Consider the following 18,866-nt stretch of genomic DNA (forward strand, 5'->3'; position numbering starts at 1 on the left):
TATCGCGCGGTTTGAATCGCTACTATGCGCGCATCGGAAAATACCCATTCCAACAGTTTTAGGTCCCTCTGACCTATGGCCGTCCAGCCCATACCCTATATAAAATAATCATAGGCTGGCGGCCGCCCTACCTCTTGTATCACTACTCCTGCACAGGTTGCCCCTGCCCTGCATAGTAATCACTTGCTGTCTGCATGGTCAGACGTGGCGCTTGCATCACCAAGCGACTGAGTGTCAGAACGTCATTCGCCAATACCTCATGCCACTCAGGGTACAAACGAGCAATGTATTCGTTCTCACACTCGCCCGCTTTCATATAACCGCCAGCAAAGGTCTCAGCCATCTTCTTGTGCGATTTGTCCTCGTCCTCAACCCATTTACCACGCGAAAATCCAGCTTCGATGGCCGCCAGGGCGGTTGCAGGGAAAAAGCTCAGTGGCTGATTAACCCCTTGAGTAAACAGGCGCACCAGCTCGGTGAGGTAATTGACGCAGCTCTCGCTATCCAGCGCCGGTATGACCCAATGCACCACGCCTTCTTTGCGGTCGTAACCTATTAGGTGGGTGGGTTTAGACTCACCCATGCCCCCAAGACACAGGTGGTCAATCCAGGCGGCAAGAATATCTTGCGCGCGGATCCGGCCCACGCGATAACGCACCAGACCGGACTGATAGTGCTGATGCAACCAGCCCACCAGCTCAATCGGTCGACTGGCCCCGTTTGGCGTTAGACTCAGGCGAACCTCGACATCATCAAGCGGCGCGGCGCAAACCGCCTGCAGGGCTTGCTGCAACGCCTCGATTTGTACCCGGTTGCTCTCAAACTCCATCTCACCAAAGGCACCGACCGGCAAGGTGCCCTCGGCGCGCTTGCGAGTGACAAACAGCTCAAGTGCCTGCGCTGCCTCTTGTGGGGCAGTGCCCAGCAAGGTGTCTAACAGCTCAGACTTGATTTGAAAACTCTGCAGTCCATCGAGTGCAAATGGCTCATCATCGAGCAGCGGGTTATCCAGCTGATCAAACACCACCTGCAGGCGGCGATTGAAGAAATACTGCACCGGCAGGCGCCAAAAACGTTGCAGCTCTACCAAGTCCAATTGGTAGGGAAAGGCAACCTCAAGCCAAAAGTCACCCATGGTGTGAGCACAAGGCTTACTGGCCTGCTCACCATTGACCACCGGCAACCATTCGCGCGCATAACTGCCTTGGAGAAAGGATTGACGGCTGAAAGGCACCATTGAGTAGTGGTGAGTTAGCGCCTTTAATAACCGCTCGCCCGATGAGTCGACATCCAAGTGTGACTCTCCCGCTAAACAGTAATTTTGCTGGCAGTACTCGAGTAACTCGGTCACCAACACCGAGGCGACTCGCTCGGTATTGTCTTGAATTGAGCGACCAATGTAGCTGATGTATAAGCTCTGCTGTGCTGAGAGTAGCGCTTCCAAAAATAGGTAGCGGTCATCATCACGGCGCGAGCGATCACCCGCTCGTGTCCGGCCCTGCATCAAATCAAAGCCTTCCGGGGCTACCGTGCGTGGATAGGCACCATCGTTCATGCCGAGCAGGCACACGGTTTTAAAGGGAATGGAGCGCATTGGCATCAGGGTACAGAAGTTAACCTGACCGGCTAAAAAGCGCTGCGAGACTCGACTGCCTGAGAGCTTACTATCGAGGTACTGGCGGATGATGATTGGCTCAAGCGACTGATCATAACCGGCATCATCAAGCTGCTGGGCAAGCTGAGCAAAGGTATGACGGATCCCGTGCAGAGCCACCTCTTCTTCCAGCTCCGGGCTAAAAAAGGTTTCAAGTAGCTCGCCCACGCCTTGCTGCCAATTGGCCAGCGGCTGCGCCTGACCAAGCTGCGCTCTAAAGTGGGCAATACTCTCGATATAGTGGGCCAGCTTACCGGCAAGCTCTGCCGAAAGTCCTTGCACCTCGTTATACGGCGAGACGATGCCAGCGTCCGAGCGGAATAGCTGCTCCTCGCCCATCATGGCATACCCTAGCAGCATCCGCTCGATGCCAAACTGCCAAGTGTTCTGCTCGGTAGCGGGCAAGTCAAATTCGGTTGCGGTGCTTGGTGAAAGCCCCCAGCGTATCCCTGCTTGCTCGACCCAATGCTTGGCTTGCTGGAAATCATCGTAGTCGAGACCAAAACGGCGCATGATAGCGGGCGTCTCAAGCAGCTCAAGCAGCTCTGATGCGGTGCATCGCGCCTCGGGTAAGCTCAGTAGCTGCATAAAGGCGTTGAGAATTGGGCTCTCTTTGTCTGCAGTGCGATCGGAGATAGAGAAAGGAATAAAGCGATCAGCCCCCGCATTACCAAACACGGCTTGAATAGCGGGGCTGTAGGCATTGATGTCCGCCACCATCACAATCACATCGCGGGGCTTGAGGTCGGGGTCACGCTCGAACATCTTCAATAGCTGATCGTGCAGGACTTCAACCTCACGCATCGCACTATGACAAACATGAATCGACAGCGAGTCATCAGCAAGACTCACGACCTGCTTGTGCTCACTCGATGCCAGTCGCTCATCGTCTTGATGCTCCTCAAGGTTGAGGATATCCGCCTGCAAGTGATGCAGCAGTGAGTCGCGCTCAACGTCGACAAAGGCCTCAATCTCGTTCGACTCGAGCTGTGCTAGCAGATACAGGTTATCGCGCCCAAGCTTACCCATTGAGGCGAGCAGGCTATTGCCAACGGCATCGACATGCAGCTCATCGAGCGTATTCTGCTCAATGGTGCCCTTTAATTGCGGCGTCTCACCCTCTAATTGGCTGCGCTGCTGCTCAAGCACCAAATGCTGACGATGTTTCGCGGCCAGCTTGGCGATAAACTTTCTATCACGAACCTCGCCCCAATAATATTGGCATGGATTGGTAAACATCAGGTGAACATCAATATGCTCACCCAGCGCCTTGAGGGCATCGAGATAGCGTGGTGGCAGCGAAGAGATGCCAAAGATAAACAGCCTTTGCGGCAGGTTTTCCACCTGACCATGGTAAGACTCAAGGCTATCAATAAAATGCTCATACAGGTTGGCACGATGATAAGGCGACTGATCGAGTGATACGGTGTAGTCATACAGTGCCTGCCACAACAGTGGCTGCCAGGCATGCTCGCCATTAAGCTCTGCCACCTCCTGACCTGCTTCCCAGCTCGCGATCCACTCGGGGCGATAAACCAAGTAACCATCAAAAATATCGGCAATTTTCTCCGCCAGTTGATAGAGCTTGAGCTGCTGCTCATCATCGCTCAAGTACTGCTTGAGCGGGGCAAACTCTTCCTGCTCTAACTGGCGGGGGAGAATCGTCAACAGCTTCCACACCATCGCCTCTTTGTTGAAGGCGCTGCGCTCGGGTACATCGGCCAATACCTGGGTAAACATATTCCAGATAAAGGTTGCTGGGAGTGGGAAGTCTATGTTCGCCGCAACCCCCAACTCATCGGCAAGCGCCATTTTCAGCCACTGGGACATCCCCGGGCTTTGGACTAAGATCTGCTCTGACTGCAGTGGGTTGGGTAAAGGGTCTCGTTTGATCAGCTCAACCAACAGGGTCTTGAGCACGTCGATTTGATTTGAGTGATATACCGTAAACAAGGGCGACTCATTCGATTGCATCCATGGTGCCTTGCAGATTAGCATAACTGCCCACTATCCACATGATCCTAAGCGTAAAACGCGACCCACTTGCTGATGTTCGCACCGATCTGTTGCACAAATACACATAGTGCTATGTCGGGTTCTTTACACCGCACACTGGACTTACGTGGTTAAAAACTGTATAAAAAGCCAGTTATTTTGACAGATCAGATTTGAGGATTGACCATGGCTGTAATCGTGAAGTACGTGGTGGAACGCAACGGAGAAGAAAAGATGACTTTTGCCTCTAAAGCCGAAGCGGACGCTTATGACAAAATGCTTGATATGGCAGATGAGCTGTTCGAGCTACTTGGTAAGAGTGAACTAATGCAAGACGAAAATACCCAAGAAGATCTTGCCATGTTCCTAGCCCAGAACAAAGAAGAGGTGCTTTACGCACTGGGTGCGAAGCGCAAGCCTGCACCGAAGAAAGCCAAAGCCGTTGAAGCGGTAGAAGAGACCAAAACAGAAGACGCAGCCTAATACGGCTATCACGTTTTTGACGTCACAACTATGAGAGCATGGCCATCCGCCATGCTCTTTTTTTATCCACGATGGTAAGTCTTTATGTCACAGCCCACTAACAGTCCATCCAGCCGCACTCCGATAGAGATTGAAGTGTGCATCGATCATATTGAATCTCTCAGGTACGCCATCCTTGGCGGAGCCTCGCGTATTGAGCTGTGCTCATCACTTGCCCTGGGCGGCCTCACGCCAAGTTTTGGTCTGATGCGCCAAGCGGTCAGGCTCAGCAGAGTGCCTATCTATGTGATGATCCGCCCACGCCAAGGTGACTTTCTCTACACAGAAGAGGATATTACGCTGATGATGATGGATATTGAAGCAGCGGCGAGCGCGGGAGCACGAGGTATTGTCACTGGGGTATTATTCGCCGATGGTTCGATAAACCTACCCGCAATGAAAGCTCTAGTTAGCAAAGCGCATCATCTTGGGCTTAAGGTGACATTTCATCGCGCGATTGACCAGTGCCGTGATGCAAAGCTTGCGCTAGAGCAGCTCGTCGAGCTCGGCTGTGAGCGGGTATTGACCTCGGGCCAAGCGAGCAATGCCTTAAGTGGTAAAGAGCTGCTCAAGGACTTGGTGAGCCAGGCCAATGGGCGGATTCAGGTGATGGCAGGCGCCGGAGTTAATCGCGACAATGTGGCAGAACTGGTTAACTATAGCGGCGTTGAAGCAGTGCACCTATCGGGGAAAACCCAGCGTGCCAGTCAGATGCGTTTTATCGCTAACCAAGCAAAAATGGGCGCACAGGATGTCGATGACTTTTCGCTGCCGGTGACCAATTCAAGCGCAATTGATGCAGTTAAAGCGGCACTTGAGCGTCGATAGCGAGCGTAATCATAAGCTATCAACTATCAATATCGTTCAGTGCTCGGCCTAGATCATCATCGGCTAGGTGGCGCACATCCTTACCCAGCACAAAGTAGACGATGTATTCACAGATGTTCTGGCAACGATCCCCCACCCGCTCGATGGCTCGCGCTGAATCCATAATCTGCAGTAAGGCTGGAATGTCTTGTGGATGCTGCATCATCATCTGCGTCAGCTGGTCGCACACAGCACGGCACTCTGCATCAACTTGGTCGTCTAGTTTGTGCACCTGAGCGGCTGACTCAACATCCATGCGGGCAAACGCATCCAAAGCTTGGTGAAGCATGTCGATGGCCAAACGGCACAGAGGCTCGAGGGAAACGTGGAATTTACGCCCTTTTGAAGAGGGAGTTTCAATCGCAACATAGGCGATCTTAGTCGCGACATCACCGATCCGCTCTAGATCACTGATAGTCTTAATGATCGCCATGATCAAGCGTAAGTCCTTGGCCGTCGGCTGACGCTTGGCAATGATACGCGTACATGCCTCATCTATCGACATCTCCATCATATTGACCTTGTGGTCATCTTTGACCACCTTGCGTCCAAGCTCGATGTCCTCTTTGTTCAAGGCTTGCAGCGCAAAAGACAGCTGCTGCTCTACCAAGCCGCCCATCGCCAGTACATGGGTACGGATCGACTCAAGCTCAACATTAAACTGTCCAGAGATATGGCGACCAAAGTTCATCTTGGGTAACGCTTCCTTAAATTAGTGAATTAGCCGTAGCGACCGGTGATGTAATCTTCGGTCTGTTTTTTGACGGGTGAAGTAAATATAGAATCGGTATCGGAGTACTCGACCAAATTCCCCATATGGATAAACGCAGTGTGGTCGCTGACACGCGCCGCCTGCTGCATATTGTGGGTGACAATCACCACAGTATATTGATTCTTAAGGTCGCTGATCAGCTCCTCAATTGTCAGAGTCGAGATCGGATCCAGAGCCGAAGTTGGCTCATCGAGCAATAGCACCTCTGGCTCGATCGCAATCGCACGAGCAATCACCAAACGCTGCTGCTGTCCACCGGACAGACCAAAGGCGCTGTCGTCCAGGCGGTGCTTAACTTCATCCCATAAGGCCGCCGCACGCAATGAGCGCTCGACCGCATCATCCAGCACGCGACTGTCGCGGACCCCTTGCAGGCGTAAGCCATACACCACATTCTCGTAGATCGATTTTGGGAACGGGTTTGGCCTTTGAAACACCATCCCTACCCGACGACGCAGAGTCGGCACATCAACATCCGCCTCATAGACATTCTTGCCGTGCAGGCGCACTTGCCCCTCGACCGTACAACCATCAACTAGATCATTCATCCGGTTAATACAACGTAGCAAAGTCGACTTTCCGCAGCCCGACGGCCCAATAAACGCCGTCACCTGGCCCTTAGGAATGCGCATTGAGATGTCATCCAGCGCCTTAAAGTTCTTATAGTGAAGATTGAGACCTTCAATCGTAATGGCCGTCTGCTCATCAGAGAGGTTGTGCACATCGAGTGGCGGCGCATAGCCGAGCGCTTGACTGACTGAAAACATGGTTAATCTTGCCCTAAAGTTCGGTAGTACTCTCGCAAATTATTGCGAATTCGAATAGCGGTTAGGTTTAGCACCACAATCACTAAAACCAACAGGAATGAGGTAGCAAACACCAAGGGTCTTGCGGCCTCAATATTGCTGGTTTGAAAACCTAAATCATAGATGTGAAAGCCAAGGTGCATAAACTTTCTATCTAGGTGTAGGTATGGAAAATCACCATCCACGGGTAGGCTCGAAGCCAGCTTGACCACCCCAACCAACATCAGCGGCGCCACCTCACCCGCCGCACGGGCCACAGCAAGGATAAGCCCGGTGATCATCGCTGGGCTTGCCATCGGCAACACAATCCGCATCAAGGTCTCTGACTGGGTTGCGCCGAGCGCAAACGAGCCATCGCGCACCGACTTGGGAATTCTAGAAAGCCCCTCTTCGGTGGCGACAATCACCACCGGCAGCGTCAACACCGCTAAGGTCAATGACGACCATAACAATCCTGGCGTGCCAAAGGTTGGGGACGGCAAGCGATCGGAGAACAGCAGGCTATCAATACTGCCGCCCAGGGTATAAACAAAAAAGCCTAAGCCAAACACCCCGTAGACAATCGATGGCACCCCGGCCAAGTTTATCACCGCTACACGAGTTGCCCTGGTAAGCCAGTTGTCCTCGGCATATTCATGCAGATAAATGGCGGCAATCACACCAAGTGGCATCACCACAATCGCCATGATCATCACCAGCAGCACAGTACCAAAGATGGCTGGAAATACCCCACCCTCAGAGTTCGACTCGCGCGGATTTTTTGAGACAAATTTCCCTACCTCACCAAACCAATGCACCAGTTTCTCACCGCTGCTCATTTGGTTTGGAAACCAAACCGCGTAGATCTGACTGAGCGGGATCTCGACCTCGGTGGCAAACATATCCTCAACAATCAAGGCCTCTCTATCGAGCACCTCACGCAAGCCATCCAATTTCCCCTCGGCCTCAATCAGGCGCAGGTTTAGCCGTTGATACTCACTGCTGTGTTGCTGCCGGTAATCCGGCGTGAGTTCTCGATTGAGGGTTCGACGGCGATGCTCACGCTGCAAGCGTTCCATTTCTCGGCTGATCGGTCGGATCTCGCTGGCCAATATCCGCTCGATCTCCTCGCGCAGGTCAGTGGCGTACTCGAGTCCATCGGACAGCTCTTGTAATGGGGTATCGATCAAGCTGCCATCAGCGCGCCGATAGGCCACGGGCCGACCGAAGAAGTCACCATTACGACTGCGCTCAATCACCGCCCAGTTTTGAGGTAGGCTGGTTTCAACCAGCTCGGTCTCGAGAAAGCTGATAAAATCAGAGCCGTACAGGTCACGGTTGGCCACCTTGATGCTCAAGCGGCGCACTAAGCCGGTTTCTTTGATTGCATCAGGGATCTCTGGCAGCATCTCTTGCAGATAGTTCACCGGCACTTTTTCATCGGCGTACAGCTGACCGACAATTTGACGACCATCTTGGGTTTGCCACATGTGCAGTTGGGTTGGCCAAAAATAGGCCAGCCCCTTCCAGCCAATCAACAGCAGTAGGCCAAGGGTGGCTAGCAGACTGACACTCACCGCGCCACCGGTTAGCCAAATCCACGGCGCCCCTGATTTAATCCAATTTAATATTCGTTTCATGCTCAATTCTCAACCGGATCACAGGGCGCGGTATTTTTCTCGCAGGCGCAGGCGCACCCACTCAGCCAACGAGTTCACGGCAAAAGTAAATGCCAGCAGTAATAAAGCGATAAAGAACAGCACACGATAATGGGAGCTACCTACATCGGACTCTGGCATCTCAACCGCTATCGTGGCGGAGAGGGTTTTCATACCCTCAAAAAGGTTCCAATCCATCACCGGTGTATTCCCTGTCGCCATCAACACAATCATGGTTTCACCAACCGCTCGGCCGAGTCCCATCATCACAGCTGAAAAAATGCCGGGGCTGGCGGTCAAGAGCACAGTGTAAATTAGGGTTTGCCAAGGGGTTGCCCCCAGCGCTAACGAGCCATCAGACAAGTGCTTGGGCACTGAAAAAATCGCGTCCTCGGCGATGGTAAATATGGTTGGGATCACGGCAAACCCCATTGCAATACCGACGACTAAGGCGTTGCGCTGATCATAGCTGATCCCATGGTCTGCCAAGGTACGACGCACATCACCATCAAACAGTAAACGCTCGATATCGCCACTAAATTGCATCAAGCCCAGCACAATCAGTACCAAGGCAGGCATTAAGATCATGGCATGCCAACCGCGCGGCGTTTTTTGTCGCCAGCTGTGAGGCAGGCAGTGCCACAGCCCACCAACAAAGATGGTCGAAAAGGGCAACAGCAACAGCAAAATCACGATCGATGGCAAGTAGGTCTCAACGATGGGAGCAAACCACAAGCCCGCCAAGAAGCCAATAATTACAGTCGGAAACGCTTCCATCAACTCCACTGAAGGCTTAACGACCTGACGCATCTGAGGCGACATAAAGTAAGCGGTGTAAATAGCCCCCAGCACCGCAATGGGCACAGCGAACAACATCGCGAATGCCGCCGCTTTGATCGTACCGAACACAATCGGAGAGAGGCTGAATTTAGGTTCAAACGTATCTGATGAAGCGGTGGTTTGCCACACATAAGCCGGCTCAGGGTAACTCTCGTACCAGACCTTATTCCACATCGAGCTAAATGAGATCTCCGGGTGTGGATTCTTCACCCGGGCGATATCCAAAAAGTGATTGCGATACGCCAGAACAAACTGCTCATTGTTCGACATGGCCACCATTTCAGGGGCGGCTGGGTAGGCGCGCTCAAACATGACCAGTTTCTCACTGGTCGTATAGTGGCTTTGCAGCGTGCCATTGGGATAAAAACTGTAAAATCCTTTGCGATTGGTGTCTGGGAGCAGCAACTCCACCTCTGATGCCAGCTTGAAATCACGGATCCGTGCTAGCTTGCGGCGTTGATTCTCCACCACTTCAAACCACTGCGAGACGACCCCATTTTGATGTGATACTAGCAATGAATGCGCGCCCGCCAAGAAGGTGATATCAATAGCGTCGTGAGCCGGATTGCTCTGACTGAGATCAACCACATCCGTCACCGAGTAATGGTTCCCTACCCGACTCAGCACCACCAGCTCAGAGCGGCTGCGCACATAGGCACGAAGGCCATCAGGGGTGATCAACAGTTGTTCGGCGTTGTGAAATTGCGCAGCAATCACTTGTTGGTAGCCCATCTCATCGACATCCCCCCAACGAAGCAATAAGCTGCCATCAGACAAAAGCCCGATCAGCGCAAGTTGATCACGATGGTAGCCAAAGTGAAAGTCTCTTAGTGACAGTTGGCCAAGCTCAAGGCCGCGAGCAGGCGAGATTCGTTCGACACTGACCTCGGGGGCTTGATTACGCGCCGGTACACCGGTGGCAAACTTGGGCTGAAACAGAGAGATCTGGCCCTTATCGTTGGCCACAGCGTGCCAGTCGCCGCCACCTTGCTGAGTCGCGAGCATGCTAGGCGCTTCAAACACAGTAAAGCTTTTGGCAGGTTGCGTGGCAGAGCGATTGAGCAGCCAAAACTCCAGCTCGCCCTGCTCGCTGACGAGATAAACCTGCTGCCCCTGGTCATCAATCCCCATCGACACGGGCGTCACCTGATCCAGTGCTTGCTTACTGTATCCGGTGCGGATCTCAGCATCGGAGAAGAGCGGAAAGACCACGATACCAAGGTAAACAAAGATCAGGACCAATGCCCCAAGCACCAGATTACCCCCGGTCGAGACAGCCGCACGAAACAAGCGATCTTTGATCACTCGCTTAGTATCGCGCTCACGCAAAAAAAAGTTTGCTTTTGCCATCTCTTCTACCTAATCCAATCTCAACCCGTAAGACTATGTCATTTAAGTGACACTAATATGACATCGGTCACTAAACACCGAATTACAACAATCACGCCAAACACAGAAAAAACCAATAAAAAATTAAATAAAATTAGTTATTTAAGCTCGAGATCACAGTAATCACTGCTATAGAAAACTCTATTTAATCTATATTTAATACGATATTTTAACTCAAATGCTATTTATCGCACACTTTGAAATATAACTGTCATAAAAAAACCATACAGTCGCCATCTATAGCCAAGTCTCTCTTGGAGATTAGATCCTACAAATTGCCTTGGTCTTCGTTATCAGTTTTAACGCCATCAGAATGGGAAGGAGCAGCATGAGCGCAGAAAAACTATACAGTGAAAAAGAGCTAAGTTGGTTATCGTTTAACGAGCGCGTGTTGCAAGAAGCGAAAGATAAAACCGTCCCCCTTATCGAACGCATCCGTTTTCTTGGTATCTTCTCTAATAACCTGGATGAATTTTATAAAGTGCGCTTTTCTGATGTAAAGCGTCGTATCATCATTGCTCAAGAGCAAGGCAAAGACGATAACTCCAAGCATCTGTTGTCCAAGATGCAATCGAAAGCACTCAAGCTCAATCAAGAATTTGACGAACTGTATAATGAGCTAATCCTTGAGATGGCCCGTCGGCGGATCTTCTTGGTTAATGAAAACCAGTTAACTGAATCGCAGCAAAAGTGGATTAAGAAGTACTTTAAAAAAGAGGTTCAGCCACATATCTGCCCGCAGTTCATCACCAAAGACACCGACTTGATTCAGTTTCTCAAAGATGAGTATGCCTATATCTCGGTCGAGCTGAAAAAAGGTGACGAGCGTCAGTATGCTTTGATTGAGATCCCAACCGATCAGCTGCCGCGCTTTGTGATGGTGCCAGAGCAGAAGGGCAAACGCCGTAAGACGATTATTCTGCTCGATAATATTATCCGCTACTGTCTCGATGAGCTGTTTGATGGCTTTGTCGAGTATGACGAGCTTCAGGGCCATTCGATGAAAATGACCCGTGACGCTGAATATGACCTGAGCAATGAGGTCGAGCATAGCCTACTCGAGCAGATGTCAGAGGGCATCGATCAGCGCCTCAGCGCGATGCCGGTGCGCTTTGTTTACGAGCGCACCATGCCGCAGGATATGCTCGATATGCTCTGCGATAAGCTACAAATCTCAAACTATGACAGCTTGATCGCTGGTGGTCGTTACCACAACTTTAAAGACTTTATTGGTTTCCCAAATGTTGGCCGTGAGTATCTCGAGAACAAACCCCTACCCCCGATGACCTGCGCCGATTTCGAGGGTCACAAGAATGCCTTTGACGCCATTCGCGCTAAGGATATCTTGCTCTACTATCCGTATCACACCTTTGATCACATCACAGAGTTGGTGCGCCAATCCTCGTTCGACCCTAAAGTGCTGAGCATCAAAATCAACATCTACCGCGTGGCCAAAGACTCACGCCTGATGCACTCGCTGATTGATGCGGTGCACAATGGCAAACAGGTAACGGTGGTGGTTGAGCTTCAGGCACGCTTCGATGAAGAGGCGAACATCGAGTGGGCAAAAGTCCTGACCGATGCTGGGGTGCGGGTTGTGTTTGGTGCGCCGGGCCTGAAGATCCACTCGAAGCTGCTGCTCATCAGCCGTCGCGAAGACAATGAGATTGTCCGCTACGCGCATATCGGTACCGGTAACTTCCACGAGAAAACCGCGCGTATCTATACTGACTTTTCTCTCCTGACTGCTGATGCCGAAATCACCAATGAGGTGCGTAATGTGTTTGATTATATTCAAAACCCTTACCGCCCAGTCAAATTCAACCAGCTGATCGTTTCACCGCGCAACTCTCGTAAGCAGCTATATCGCTTGATTGATGGCGAGATTGCCAATGCCAAAGCCGGTAAAAAAGCGGGCATTACCCTTAAAGTCAACAACTTAGTAGACAAAGGTTTGGTTAATAAGCTGTACGGCGCAAGCAACGCTGGTGTTGAGATCAAGATGATCATTCGCGGAATGTGCTCTTTGGTGCCAGGGGTTGAGGGCATCAGTGACAACATCAAAATCATCAGCATCGTTGACCGCTTCCTTGAGCACCCTCGCGTGATCATCACTGAAAACGCCGGCGACCCTCAAGTGTATATCTCGTCGGCTGACTGGATGACGCGTAATATCGATCACCGGATTGAGGTAGCGGCACCGGTTAAAGATCCTCAGCTAAAACAACGTATTATTGACATCATTGACATCCACTTTACTGATACCGTGAAAGCGCGTGTTATCGATAAAGAAATGACAAACAGTTACGTTGCTCGTGGTAATCGCAAGAAAGTTCGTTCACAATTAGCGATATACGACTACCTTAAACAGGTCGAGAAACAAACGAGAAAGAAGCAGCAGAGTCTGTCACAAGCGCATGAGTCAAAACCAATCTAATACTCCGCCCCCTGGCCGCGATATCGCGGCCATCGATTTGGGCTCCAACAGTTTCCACATGGTCGTGGCGAAAGTCGTCGACCAGGATCTGCAACTTGTCAGCCGCCACAAACAACGGGTGCGTCTGGCTAACGGCCTTGATAGTCACAAAAACCTCGACCACGCCTCGATGGAGCGTGGTCTCGAGTGTCTTGCCATGTTTGCGGAACGCCTTGAGGGCTTTGAGGCGAAAAATGTCCGGATTGCCGCCACTCATACCCTGCGCCAAGCCGCTAACGCGCATATTTTTATTGAGCGAGCGCGCCAAGTGTTGCCCTACCCGATCGAGATCATTCCTGGTGAAGAAGAGGCACGCCTAATCTATATGGGCGTTGCCCACACCCAGATTGAATCAGACACCAAACTGGTGATTGATATTGGTGGGGGAAGTACTGAGCTGATCATAGGTACTGAGTTCGAGCCTCAGTTGGTTAACAGCACGCAGATGGGTTGCGTGAGCTTTAACAATGCCTACTTTGCCAATGGCAAGCTATCGAAAAAGAACTTTGCCAAGGCGTCAATCGCCGCGCAACAGCGGCTCGAGCCTATCTCGCGTAAGTATCGCAAACACGGCTGGAACATTGCTCTTGGCTCGTCGGGAACCATCAAAGCGGTTAGAGAGGTGTTAATTGAGCTTGGCTACGAAGATGGCCGCATCACGCTCAAACGCCTCGACAAGCTCATCGACACCTTGTGCCAATGGGATAAGGTTGAGGACATAGACCTCGATGGTCTCAATCCTGAGCGCAAGCCGGTGTTTGCTGCTGGCGTGGCGATCTTGCATGCGATCGTCAAAGACCTAGATATCGAAACCCTGCACTTCTCTGAGGCGGCACTACGTGAGGGGCTGCTGTACGAGATGGAGGAGCGATTTAAGCGCTCAGATATCCGTATGCGCACCACCGAAAGCCTAGCCAAGAAACACCGGGTGGACTTTGACCACGCAGAAGCCGTCAGCCAAACCGCGATGCAACTGCTCAAGCAGGTTAATGGGGACTCTGGAGTCAGCAAAAAAGGCGAGCTGGTGGATATGCTGCGCTGGGCTGCGTTACTGCACGAGGTTGGACTGAGTATTAGCCTCCAAGGCTTCCATCGCCACTCGGCCTATATCCTGCGCCACACCAATATGCCCGGCTTTAACCAAGAGCAGCAGCGTGTCCTCTCAACCCTGGCCCGTTTCCAGCGCAAGGCGCTCAAGCTCAATGAGATGGAGTCGTTCACCCTATTTAAGCGCAAGCACATCATCATTTTGATCCGCCTGTTACGCCTAGCCGCCGTACTCAACGGTCAACGCAACGAAGGCCCGCTACCTGAGCTCACCCTCAAAGCTGATGGCGATGAATGGACGCTAAGCTGCGACGACCCCAACTGGCTAGAAACCAACAAACTGCTTCATGCCGACTTGCTCACCGAGCAAGGTTATTGGGCGTCGGTGGAGTGGCAATTGGAATTCACCGCTTAAGCTTAAGCTTAAGCTCAGGTTCGAGGGGCGGGGACGCTTCGCTACGAGGAGCGAGGTGTCTCGAGGACGTTGAAATTACTGCGCACGCCACTTGTTCCAAAGCGCAAGCCAGGGTAAAGGTGTGGGAGGCTTAACTTCGAGGGGCAAGGATTCGGTGCAGCCATTATGCTGCGCGTCACCATTCGCTCCCCGCAGGACGAAGTCCGTCCTCGCACCCCGCCCCTGTAAGCCTTATAGGCTTATAGGCTTAAGCCAACCTTCTCCAACTCCTGCTGAGCAATCTCCCCGCCGACCGATAGGTAACCGTCCTCTTCAACCAGCGCTTGGCCGTTGCGTGAAAAGATAAAGCGCAGGAACTCCTGCTCGATTGCGCGCAGGGGTTTTTCGGGGTGCTTGTTGACGTAGATATACAAGAAACGTGATAACGGGTACTGGCCCGAGAGAATATTATCGTGCGTTGGGGCGACATAGTCATTCCCTTTCGCCGCAACAGGCACTAAACGGGCGCCAGAGACTTGATAGCCAATTCCTGAGTAGCCGATGCTGGAGATTGACGAGCTGACCGACTGCACCACCGATGACGAGCTGGGCTGCTCGTTAACATTGGCCTTAAAGTCGCCACCGCACAAGGCATTGGCTTTAAAGTAACCATAAGTGCCGGAGACAGAGTTGCGGCCAAACAGCTGCATATGTCGCTCTGCCCAGCGATAATTAAGTCCCAACTCAGACCAACGCTGAACTTGGCTGACTGAGCCACAGCGGAGAGTCACCGAGAAAATGCTGTCGAGATCGGCAAAGTTCAAACCCTGAATGGGGTTATCTTGATGGACAAAGATACCAATCGCATCAATCGCCACACGCAGCTTAGTCGGCGGGTAGCCATGCTCGCGAATAAATGACTCGACCTCGCGCGTGCGCATCACTCGGCTCATGGGTCCAATTTGCGCTGTGCCCTCAATCAGGGCCGGCGGCGCGGTTGATGAGCCAGAGGCCTGGATCTGGATATTCGCGCCCGGGTACAAGCGGCCAAACTCCTCGGCCCATAGGGTCGTCATTCCGGCTAGGGTGTCCGAGCCGACAGAGATCAAACTGCCGGAGATCACCCGCTCTTTCTGGTACTCCACCAACTCGGGATTGGCCCAGCTTACAGATGCGCAAAAGGTGGCGCTAAGCGCCACCAGAATAGTTGGGATAGATAGAACGCTTCGACTACGCAATGAGACGCACCGGAAGAGTAAATGCAAACTCACTGCCCTCGCCGACCTCACTTTGGATGGTAAGGTGTGAATCATGGTGATTGAGCGCATGCTTAACAATCGCCAATCCTAGGCCGCTACCGCCGGTATCTCGAGAACGCGCCTTATCAACACGATAGAAACGCTCCGTCAAACGATGCAGGTGCTGCGGCTCAATGCCATCGCCGGTATCACGCACGCTTAGGTGTGCACCTTGACTGTCCTTATACCAGCTGACATGGATCTCACTGCCATCTGGGGTGTATTTCACCGCGTTGTACACTAGGTTGGAGATCGCACTGCGTAGCTGATCATTGTCGCCAAACACCTTGAGTGCCGTGTCGACATTGAAATGCAGCTTGTGCTCGCGATTGCCACTGAGACTGATCGCCTCTTTCTCCAGCACCTCAAGCATACTAGGCACATCAACTACCTCATCAAGCTCAACATGGCTAGAGGCCTCAATCTTGGACAGTGTCAGCAATTGCTCAACCAGGCTATTCATACGGCTAAGCTGCTCGGTCATCACACCATGCGCCTTGGGCCACATTGGTCCGACTACCATATCAGGGTCGGCCGTCATCTCTAGGTAACCCTGGAGCACCGTCATTGGCGTGCGCAGCTCATGCGAAACGTTGGCAAAGAAGTTGCGGCGCATGCCTTCAAGCTGCTTGATCTGGCTGACATCACGCACCACCATCAATAGCTCGCCCTCAGTGTAAGGCACGATACGCAGCTCAAGGATCCGCTCAACATTAAGCGGTGAGCACATCTCCAAAGGCTCTGAGAAGTTACCCTTATTGAGGTACTTGATAAAGTCTGGGGTACGAATCAAATTAGTGATCGGTTGGCCGGTATCATCAGGCCAGCGAAAACCCAGCAGATGCTGAGCTAACTTGTTACACCAAACAATATTCCCTTCACCACGAAATACCACCACCGCATCGGGCAGCGATTCCGCACCGTTACGAAAACGGCGGATCAGATTTGTCAGCTCTTTGCGCTTGCGACGAGTGCGCTGCTGCATGCGATACACACCATTGAACACCCCTTCCCAAGGGCCTGAGCCCGCCGGTGGTGTCAGGCGCTTATCATCATAAAGCCACGCTGAAAAGCGCACTAGATTGTTTAGATTCCAAAGCAACAAAACCGCGGTTGCCAAAAACAGCAGCCACGGCATATAACCGAAGATTGCCCCAAGGATCACCCAAGGGCTATAAAAAAAAGCCAGCACCCATGCCAGCTTCTTCCACGTCAAACGTTCTACCACTTATGTCTCCAAGTGTGTTTACGCTTTTGTTGAGAAACGGTAGCCCGCGCCTCGAACAGTTTGGATCAGCTTATCGTGACCTGCAGTCTCAAGCGCCTTACGCAGGCGACGGATGTGTACATCCACCGTACGGTCTTCAACGTAAACGTTGGTGCCCCAGACGTTGTTCAGCAGCTGTTCACGGCTGTATACGCGCTCTTGGTGCGTCATAAAGAAGTGCAGCATCTTAAACTCAGTTGGGCCCATATCGATAGGATCTTCGCCCGAGGTAACGCGGTGAGAAACTGGGTCTAGCTTAAGACCTTGTACGTCAATCACTTCTTCCAGTGCCGTTGGCGTAACGCGGCGGATCACCGCTTTAAGGCGTGCCACCAACTCTTTTGGTGAGAATGGTTTGGTGATGTAATCATCAGCGCCGACTTCAAGGCCGCGCACTTTATCTTCTTCTTCACCACGTGCCGTTAGCATCACAACCGGAATGTTGCGCGTCAACTCTTCACGCTTCATGTGCTTGATAAAGTTGATACCGCTGCCACCAGGGAGCATCCAATCTAACAAGACAAGATCAGGGTACGGTTCAGCCAATTTGTCCACTGCGGTGTCGTAATCTTCCGCTTCAACAGCTTGATAGCCTTTCTGTTCAAGTACGAAGCACAACATCTCGCGAATTGGAGCTTCATCCTCAACCACCAGGATCCTTCTAGACATGTTTGAATAACCTTATAACTGAATTATTTCTAGGGTGAAACACCCTGCAACTGTGAGCATTATTACCATTCATTATGACACTTTTGTGACCCTTGCAAACAAATTTTAATATAACTGTCTCTGCAAGTTCATCTATGCCATCGTCTCAGCTAAGTGTTTGAACCAATGTCATGAAATGACCCGAATTGCACCATCAGGCTGCGTGATTTTCGCTACAGGGCAGATTGTGTACCTGACCCGTTTTTCACAAATCCGATAGGACAAAGCGATATAAAACCCCTATTATTGGAGCCCCATTTCAGAGACTGAGAACAATTATGTGGTTTAAAAACTGCCTTGCTTATCGTTTTAACCGTGACATTACCTTTAACGCTGAACAGTTAGAACAACAACTTCAAGAGTTCCGCTTCACCCCTTGTGGTAGCCAAGACAAACAGAAATTTGGCTGGGTGCACGCGCTGGGCAAACACGGTGACATGATGACTCACGTTTCTGAGAACCGCATCCTGATCTGTGCCAAGAAAGAAGAAAAGATGCTGCCAGCCTCAGTGATCAAAGACTCGCTTGCCGCCAAAGTAGATGCCCAAGAAGCCCAAGAAGGTCGCCCTCTGAATAAAAAAGAGAAGGACAACCTAAAAGAAGACATCATCATGGACCTGCTGCCACGTGCCTTTAGTCGCAGTGCCCTGACCTATGTGCTGATCATGCCAAAAGAGGGCTTTGTTCTGGTCGATGCCGGCAGCAGTAAAAAAGCAGAAGATGTGTTGGCCCTACTGCGTAAAACCATGGGCAGCCTACCAGTTGTTCCAGCACTGCCAGAAAAACCGATCGAAAATACCCTCACTGACTGGGTTAAAAATGGTGACACCCCTGCTGGCTGGCAGATGCTTGATGAGGCCGAGCTGAAGTCGGTATTGGAAGAAGGCGGTATTATCCGCTGTAAGAAGCAAGAGCTGACCACAGATGAGATCCGCGCGCACATCGAGTCCGACAAGATGGTGACTAAGCTGGCACTTAACTGGCAGGATCGCCTTGAGTTTGTGTTAGCGGAAGATGGCAGCATCAAGCGCCTGAAATACTCAGACGAGCTGAAAGATCAGAACGACGATATTCCACGTGAAGATCAAGCAGCACGCTTTGATGCTGACTTCTCTTTGCTGTGTGGCGAATTCAGCGCCTTCTTGCCAAGCCTGTTTGAGGCACTTGGTGGTCTAAGTCAGCCAAACGCATAGT

Annotated in this window: 13 protein-coding genes; 5 read left to right on the forward strand and 8 right to left on the reverse strand. The window is 51.7% G+C overall.

Going from position 1 to position 18,866, the window contains the following annotated elements:
• Nucleotides 1–142: 142 nt before the first annotated feature.
• Entirely contained in the window at nt 143–3,607 is a 3,465-nt protein-coding gene (gene recC, locus ACSTTG_RS17735; RefSeq protein ID WP_438475762.1) for an exodeoxyribonuclease V subunit gamma, read from the reverse strand.
• Nucleotides 3,608–3,835: 228 nt separating this feature from the next.
• Here recC and ACSTTG_RS17740 point away from each other — a divergent pair, with 228 nt between their 5' ends.
• Together ACSTTG_RS17740 and ACSTTG_RS17745 are read left to right on the forward strand one after the other, a co-directional pair.
• A complete protein-coding gene (locus tag ACSTTG_RS17740; RefSeq protein ID WP_438460262.1) occupies nt 3,836–4,132 on the forward strand; it encodes a YebG family protein in 297 nt (98 codons plus the stop codon).
• An 84-nt stretch (nt 4,133–4,216) separates the two neighbouring features.
• Nucleotides 4,217–4,999: a copper homeostasis protein CutC gene (locus tag ACSTTG_RS17745; protein ID WP_438475729.1), complete on the forward strand. Its 783-nt coding sequence runs from the start codon at nt 4,217–4,219 to the stop codon at nt 4,997–4,999.
• Between the two features lie 19 nt (nt 5,000–5,018).
• Here ACSTTG_RS17745 and phoU read toward each other — a convergent pair whose 3' ends face one another.
• From phoU to ACSTTG_RS17765, 4 genes are read right to left on the reverse strand one after another with little or no spacing between them, the layout of a single operon-like run.
• Entirely contained in the window at nt 5,019–5,729 is a 711-nt protein-coding gene (gene phoU, locus ACSTTG_RS17750; protein ID WP_438460260.1) for a phosphate signaling complex protein PhoU, read from the reverse strand.
• Between the two features lie 29 nt (nt 5,730–5,758).
• Entirely contained in the window at nt 5,759–6,577 is an 819-nt protein-coding gene (gene pstB / locus ACSTTG_RS17755) for a phosphate ABC transporter ATP-binding protein PstB (RefSeq protein WP_438460259.1), read from the reverse strand.
• 2 nt (nt 6,578–6,579) lie between these two features.
• Nucleotides 6,580–8,235, reverse strand: a complete 1,656-nt coding sequence (gene pstA / locus ACSTTG_RS17760) for a phosphate ABC transporter permease PstA (RefSeq protein WP_438460258.1) — start codon at nt 8,233–8,235, stop codon at nt 6,580–6,582.
• Between the two features lie 18 nt (nt 8,236–8,253).
• A complete protein-coding gene (locus ACSTTG_RS17765; protein ID WP_438475730.1) occupies nt 8,254–10,443 on the reverse strand; it encodes an ABC transporter permease subunit in 2,190 nt (729 codons plus the stop codon).
• 367 nt (nt 10,444–10,810) lie between these two features.
• On the opposite strand from ACSTTG_RS17765, the gene ppk1 reads away from it, so the two are divergent.
• Together ppk1 and ppx are read left to right on the forward strand one after the other, a co-directional pair.
• Nucleotides 10,811–12,919, forward strand: coding sequence for a polyphosphate kinase 1 (gene ppk1 / locus ACSTTG_RS17770; protein WP_438475731.1), 2,109 nt, complete (start codon nt 10,811–10,813; stop codon nt 12,917–12,919).
• The gene (gene ppx, locus ACSTTG_RS17775; RefSeq protein ID WP_438475732.1) at nt 12,900–14,420 is read left to right on the forward strand and encodes an exopolyphosphatase; all 1,521 of its coding nucleotides are present in this window, start codon (nt 12,900–12,902) and stop codon (nt 14,418–14,420) included. The genes ppk1 and ppx overlap by 20 nt, the downstream gene beginning before the upstream one ends.
• 239 nt (nt 14,421–14,659) lie before the next feature.
• On the opposite strand, the gene ACSTTG_RS17780 is transcribed toward ppx, so the two are convergent.
• From ACSTTG_RS17780 to phoB, 3 genes are read right to left on the reverse strand one after another with little or no spacing between them, the layout of a single operon-like run.
• Entirely contained in the window at nt 14,660–15,604 is a 945-nt protein-coding gene (locus ACSTTG_RS17780) for a PstS family phosphate ABC transporter substrate-binding protein (protein ID WP_438475763.1), read from the reverse strand.
• 25 nt (nt 15,605–15,629) lie between these two features.
• Nucleotides 15,630–16,925 carry a phosphate regulon sensor histidine kinase PhoR gene (gene phoR, locus ACSTTG_RS17785; protein WP_438475733.1) on the reverse strand — a complete coding sequence of 432 codons (1,296 nt, stop codon included), beginning with the start codon at nt 16,923–16,925 and terminating at the stop codon, nt 15,630–15,632.
• 18 nt (nt 16,926–16,943) lie between these two features.
• Nucleotides 16,944–17,633 (reverse strand): phosphate regulon transcriptional regulator PhoB, encoded by a 690-nt coding sequence (phoB, locus tag ACSTTG_RS17790; protein ID WP_438460253.1) that lies wholly within the window; start codon nt 17,631–17,633, stop codon nt 16,944–16,946.
• 317 nt (nt 17,634–17,950) lie between these two features.
• On the opposite strand from phoB, the gene rdgC reads away from it, so the two are divergent.
• Nucleotides 17,951–18,865, forward strand: a complete 915-nt coding sequence (gene rdgC, locus ACSTTG_RS17795; protein WP_438475734.1) for a recombination-associated protein RdgC — start codon at nt 17,951–17,953, stop codon at nt 18,863–18,865.
• The last annotated feature ends 1 nt before the right edge of the window (nt 18,866 follow it).

The sequence above is a fragment of the Vibrio glycogenivorans genome (assembly GCF_051660965.1).
Lineage (GTDB): Bacteria > Pseudomonadota > Gammaproteobacteria > Enterobacterales > Vibrionaceae > Vibrio.

Coding starts and splice junctions, on each gene's coding strand:
- pstA (WP_438460258.1), bottom strand. CDS start 8,235: ATGAAACGAATATTAAATTGGATTAAATCAGGGGCGCCGTGGATTTGG.
- ACSTTG_RS17745 (WP_438475729.1), top strand. CDS start 4,217: ATGTCACAGCCCACTAACAGTCCATCCAGCCGCACTCCGATAGAGATT.
- rdgC (WP_438475734.1), top strand. CDS start 17,951: ATGTGGTTTAAAAACTGCCTTGCTTATCGTTTTAACCGTGACATTACC.
- ppk1 (WP_438475731.1), top strand. CDS start 10,811: ATGAGCGCAGAAAAACTATACAGTGAAAAAGAGCTAAGTTGGTTATCG.
- phoB (WP_438460253.1), bottom strand. CDS start 17,633: ATGTCTAGAAGGATCCTGGTGGTTGAGGATGAAGCTCCAATTCGCGAG.
- ACSTTG_RS17740 (WP_438460262.1), top strand. CDS start 3,836: ATGGCTGTAATCGTGAAGTACGTGGTGGAACGCAACGGAGAAGAAAAG.
- phoU (WP_438460260.1), bottom strand. CDS start 5,729: ATGAACTTTGGTCGCCATATCTCTGGACAGTTTAATGTTGAGCTTGAG.
- ACSTTG_RS17765 (WP_438475730.1), bottom strand. CDS start 10,443: ATGGCAAAAGCAAACTTTTTTTTGCGTGAGCGCGATACTAAGCGAGTG.
- pstB (WP_438460259.1), bottom strand. CDS start 6,577: ATGTTTTCAGTCAGTCAAGCGCTCGGCTATGCGCCGCCACTCGATGTG.
- ppx (WP_438475732.1), top strand. CDS start 12,900: ATGAGTCAAAACCAATCTAATACTCCGCCCCCTGGCCGCGATATCGCG.